The organism is Streptomyces apricus (genome assembly GCF_008369065.1).
Classification (GTDB): Bacteria; Actinomycetota; Actinomycetes; order Streptomycetales; family Streptomycetaceae; genus Streptomyces; species Streptomyces apricus.
Genome location: NZ_VDFC01000083.1, coordinates 72760 through 77557, shown reverse-complemented (window position 1 = coordinate 77557; position 4798 = coordinate 72760). Strand labels below are relative to the sequence as shown.

General features: G+C 71.9%; 3 protein-coding genes and 1 pseudogene. 1 reads left to right on the top strand and 3 read right to left on the bottom strand.

The genetic code is table 11. From position 1 onward, the window contains the following. Positions 1-163, top strand: a pseudogene (locus FGF04_RS36055) (LysR family transcriptional regulator); the annotation flags it as partial. 243 nt (positions 164-406) lie between these two features. Here the strand turns inward: FGF04_RS36055 and FGF04_RS36050 are convergent. The 3 genes from FGF04_RS36050 to FGF04_RS36040 form a co-directional block, all read right to left on the bottom strand. Next, the gene (locus FGF04_RS36050; RefSeq protein WP_149515603.1) at positions 407-2542 is read right to left on the bottom strand and encodes a putative bifunctional diguanylate cyclase/phosphodiesterase; all 2136 of its coding nucleotides are present in this window, start codon (positions 2540-2542) and stop codon (positions 407-409) included. After that, on the bottom strand, positions 2539-3351 hold the full coding sequence (locus FGF04_RS36045) for an SAM-dependent methyltransferase (RefSeq protein ID WP_149515602.1): 813 nt from the start codon (positions 3349-3351) through the stop codon (positions 2539-2541). Before FGF04_RS36045 ends, FGF04_RS36050 begins: the two co-directional genes overlap by 4 nt. 300 nt (positions 3352-3651) lie before the next feature. Next, positions 3652-4626: an SCO0930 family lipoprotein gene (locus FGF04_RS36040; protein ID WP_149515601.1), complete on the bottom strand. Its 975-nt coding sequence runs from the start codon at positions 4624-4626 to the stop codon at positions 3652-3654. Positions 4627-4798: the final 172 nt, after the last annotated feature.

Genomic DNA, 4798 nt, shown 5'->3' with positions numbered 1-4798 from the left:
GGCCGTGGTGCCGCGGATGGTGGCGGCGCGGACGGGGCGGGGGCTGCGGGTGACGCCGCTGGCCCGGCCCGGGCTGGCCCGCACGATCGCGCTGGCGCACCGCAGCGATGTGGCTCCGCCTCGGGCGGCCCGCGAACTCCAGCGGATGCTGCTGGAGCGGTGACCGCCGTCCTGCCGCGGCACCGCTCACATCTGCGGCCCGGTGGGGGCCGAGCGCGCAGTTCCCCGCGCCCCTAGGTACCTAGGGGCGCGGGGAACTGCGCGCTCGGCCACGACGCTCCCGCACGCGACGTACAGGCGCAGCCCCCTCAAGGGGCGCGGGGAACTGCGCGACCAGCCCCCACGCGCCCGCACGGCCGAGCGCACCGCAAGGCGCGCGGCGCAGCCGGAGGGGGCGAAGGCGCCGTCAGCCCGTCGCGTCCACCAGCGCCAGGTCGTGGAGGCGGTCCGGCGGACCGGGGCGCGCGTAGTACCACCCCTGCGCCGTGTCACAGCCCAGGATCCGCAACTGCTCCGCCTGCGCCCCCGTCTCCACCCCCTCCACCGTGACCGCGAGGTCCAGGCTGTGGGCGAGCGACACGATCCCCTCGACGATCTTGAGGTCGACCGGGTCGGCGGGGAACTGCTGCATGCCCTGCGTGAAGGACCGGTCGAGCTTGAGGATGCTCACCGGCAGCCGCCGCAGGTTGGCGAGGTTGGAGTACCCCGTGCCGAAGTCGTCGAGCGCGATGTCGACGCCCATCTCGGCGAGCCGCCGCAACGGCTTGAGCAGGTCGTCGTCGGCGCCGATCAGCGCCGACTCGGTGACCTCCAGGCAGAGCGCGTCCGGCTCCAGACCGGCCCGCTCCAGGATCTCGACCGTGTCGGACACGAGCCCCGGATGGGTGAGCTGGCACGGCGACAGATTGACGTTGATCCGCAGCGGACCGGCGTCGGAGTGACGTTCCTGCCAGACCCGGGCCTGGCGGACCGACTGCTCCAGGACCCACCGGCCCAGCGGCACGATCAGGCCGGTGTGCTCGGCGAGCGGGATGAACCGGTCCGGGCCGAGCACGCCGTGCTGCGGATGCAGCCAGCGCACCAGGGCCTCGGCGCCGTGCACGCTGCCGTCGCCGAGGTGGACCAGCGGCTGGTACTCGATGAAGAACTCGCCCCGGTCCAGCGCGGCGGGCAGCGCCGTGGTGAGCCCGTGCCGGGTGATGGCGCGGGCGTCGGCCTCGGCGTCGGCGAGCTCGTACCGGTTGCCGCCGGCCGACTTGGCCCGGTACATCGTGATGTCGGCGCTGCGCAGCACCTCGGCCGGTCCGCGCTCGCCCACCGGCCCCTCGACGATCCCGATGCTGCCGCGGACGGTGAGTTCCCGGCCGTCGATGCGGACCGGGGTGACCAGCGCGTTCATGATGCGGTCGGCGAGCGCGTCGACCTCGGTCTCGGTGTCGGGCCCGGTCGTCAGCGCCACGAACTCGTCGCCGCCGAGCCGCGCCACCATCTCGCCGGGCGCGGTCGCGCAGGACTGCAGCCGGTCGGCGACCTCGACGAGCAGCCGGTCGCCCGCCGCGTGCCCGAGGCTGTCGTTGATGGTCTTGAAGCCGTCGAGGTCCAGGTAGCACAGGCCGAAGCGCATGCCGTCGCCCGCGGCGAGGGCCTTGTCGAGCCGCTCGAAGAACAGGGTGCGGTTGGGCAGCCCGGTGAGCGCGTCGTGCGTGGCCTCGTAGCGCAGCCGCAGGTTCAGCAGCCTGCGCTCGGTGGTGTCCTCCATGAGGGCGAGCTGGTACTGCGGGCGCCCGTCCGCGTCGCGCAGCAGCGAGACGGTGAGGTTGGTCCACAGGACCGTTCCGTCGGGCCGGTAGAAGGCCTTCTCGACGTGGTAGTGCTCGCGGTCGCCGCGCACCAGCTCCTCGTAGAGCCGCCAGACCTGCGGGGCGTCCTCGGGGTGGGTCCAGTCGGTGACGTTGCGGCCGCGCACCGACGGCTCGGTGCCGCCGAACATCCGCAGCAGGGCGTTGTTCACCTGCAGGATGTTGCCGTCGAGGTCGGCGACGCCGATGCCTATCGCCGCGCCCTCGAAGACCGCGCGGAAGCGTGCCTCGGTGGCGTGCAGCGCGTCCGCGACGACGCCCTGGGCCTGGAGGGCGGCGCGCGCGATCTTCTCCTGCTCGGCCAGCGTCCGCTCCCGCAGCGCCCGCGCGAACCCGGCCGCCATGGCGTGCTGCAGCCGCGCCGAGCGGGCGCGCAGGGCGTCCTTGGGCCCGTCGCCGCCGCAGTAGAGCACCAGGTAGGCCTCGACGCAGTCGAGCGTGGCGCTGAGGGCCTCCGGCTCGGTGCAGTGCGCCTCGATGAGCGCGGCGCCGACGGCCTGTCCCTCGGCCGCCTCGAACGTCCTGGCCCGCAGCGCCTCGCTGAGCCGCCGGGCGAGCGGCACCAGGCGCTGCTCGAACTCCGGGCGGGTCAGCGACGTGGCGGTCACCGGGAAGACCGCCCGGCTCCAGATCGTCGCGAACCTGCGCAGTCTGTCCTCCGGCCCGTCCGGCTCCGCGCTCACGCCGCGCGCCCCACGCCCGCGAAACCCGAGAAGGAATAAGGATCCTCGTCCTCGGACGCCGGGTCGGGCCGCCAGTTCGGCATCGGCACCAGTCCGGGTTCCACCATGTCGTACCCCTCGAAGAACCGCGCGATGTCGTCGCGCGAGCGCATGATCAGCGGATTTCGGATGTCCTTGTACACGCCGACGGCACCGCCTGCCTGCTCCTGCGGGAGCGGGATCCCCTCGTACGCGGCGTGCGAGACGACGAGCAGACTGCCGGGCGCCAGCGCGTCCCGCAGCTGTGCCACGGCCCCGTACGGGTCGTCCTCGTCCTCCACGAAGTGAAGTATGGCAACGAGGAGCAGCGCGACCGGCCGATTCAGGTCCAGCAGCCGCCGCAGCCGGGGGTCCGCGAGGATGTCCCCGGGCTTGCGGAGGTCGCCGGCGACGACGTCGGCGTCCTCGTTGCCGGCCAGCACGGCCTCGCTGTGCGCGACGGCCACCGGATCGTGGTCGACGTAGACGACGCGTGCGCCGGGACAGGCGCCCTGGGCCACCTCGTGGACGTTGCCGAAGGTGGGGATTCCCGAGCCGATGTCCAGGAACTGCGTGATGCCCTCGCCGGCCGCGAAGCGCACGGCACGGCGCAGGAACGCCCGGTTCGCCTGCATGACCTTGGGGAGCCCCGGCATGAACTCCATGGCTCTGCGCGCGGCTTCCCGGTCGACCTCGAAATTGTGCGATCCGCCCAGGTAGTAGTCGTACATGCGGCTCACGCTGGGCACCGAGATGTCGATGCCACGCGGGGCCCAGGCGGGACGCTCCATCTGTCTCTCCAGTGCGTAGACGATCCGGTGTTCGAGCAGAGGCTACTGATCGCCCGGCAATGGAGCGAGTGGAAACGGAAATTGACCGTCCGTTCAAGACCGCTGCCCGCGGCACGTGCCGGACGGGATGTCCAGCGAAATCGCCCCGAAGTGCTCCAAAGAGATCGACGGGAATCGCGCAGAGTCACGAAGAGTCACGACGGCGGTCGTTCGGATGTGAAAAAGCCGCTTCGCCCCCTCCGTGCGGCGCGGAAGGGGCAAAACGGTGCTCGTGGTTACTTATCTGGATGTGCCGGGCGGCTACTTCGGCTTGCCGAGCGGCTTGCCCTCGGGGGAGATCGCGTACCAAGTTCCGCCGACGCCCTGGCCGTTGGTGTCGCCGGGCTTCTTGTCACCCGCGAAGGTGTAGAGCGGCCAGCAGTCGATGCTCTGCTGCTTGAGCCCGTCCGGGCGGTTCAGGACGACGTAGCCGCGCCGGCCGTCGTTCTTGTTGGCGATGCCCTTGGTGTCCGCGGCGGCCACCGGCTCGACGACCGGCCACTTCTCCAGGCACGCGCCGATGCAGGCCGACTTCATCGGCCACGGGGTGTCCTTCTCGAAGCGGTAGACCGTCATGCCGTTCTTGTCGACGACGACCTCACCGAGCTCCGGGTCGTTGCGGGTCGACAGACCGGGCAGGTCGGCGGCGGCCCCGCCGCTCCCGCCCGCGGCGGACGCCTTCTTGCCGGTGGGCGCGGACGCGTACCAGGTGCCGCCGACGCCCTGGCCCTTGAGGTCACCGGCCTTGGTGTCCTTCGCGAACCGGTACTGCGGCCAGCCGTCGATGGTCAGCTGCTTCGTACCGTCGGCGCGCGTGACCTCGCCGAGCAGGGACTTGTCGATACCGATCGGGGCGGCGGCGCCCGAGGCCGGGACCGGCGGCCAGGCCTTGGCGCACTCGCCGTCACAGGCGGACTTCGGCGGTTCGGCCGTGTCCTTGTCGAAGCGGTACAGCGTCATGCCGGCGCTGTCCGTCACCACTTCACCGAGCTTGTCGGTGTCCGCCACGGCAAGCTGTCCGGCGCTCTGCGCCACCGCGCCCTCTCCTTCGGCGGCGGTCCCGGTGCTGGGGCTCGCCCCCGCTCCCGCCGTGCCGTAGCCACCCGCCGCGGGCGCCGCGCCCACGTTCTGGGTGCCGGTGGAAGTGTCCGCCTTTTCCTGACCGCACGCCGTCGTCAGCACCAGCACTGCCGCAGCTGACGCTACGAGTGAGGCGCTCCGCCAGGAGGTCTTCATTGGTAACTCCCGCTGTCTGCTTAGGTGTCCGCGGCGCTGCTCAGCACCGCGTATGGCCCTAGGTACGGGCAGGGGTGCGGTGAGTGTTCAAAGGGGGCACACATTTCTTTCCGGTAACGCCCGGGAGCGCTGTTCGGGGCGGGTCCCGAGAGGCCGGTGGGGGGTCCGGGCG

What these genes read in the sequence shown, in the direction of transcription:
- FGF04_RS36045 (WP_149515602.1), bottom strand. Translation starts at nt 3,351, where the DNA reads ATGGAGCGTCCCGCCTGGGCCCCGCGTGGCATCGACATCTCGGTGCCC.
- FGF04_RS36040 (WP_149515601.1), bottom strand. Translation starts at nt 4,626, where the DNA reads ATGAAGACCTCCTGGCGGAGCGCCTCACTCGTAGCGTCAGCTGCGGCA.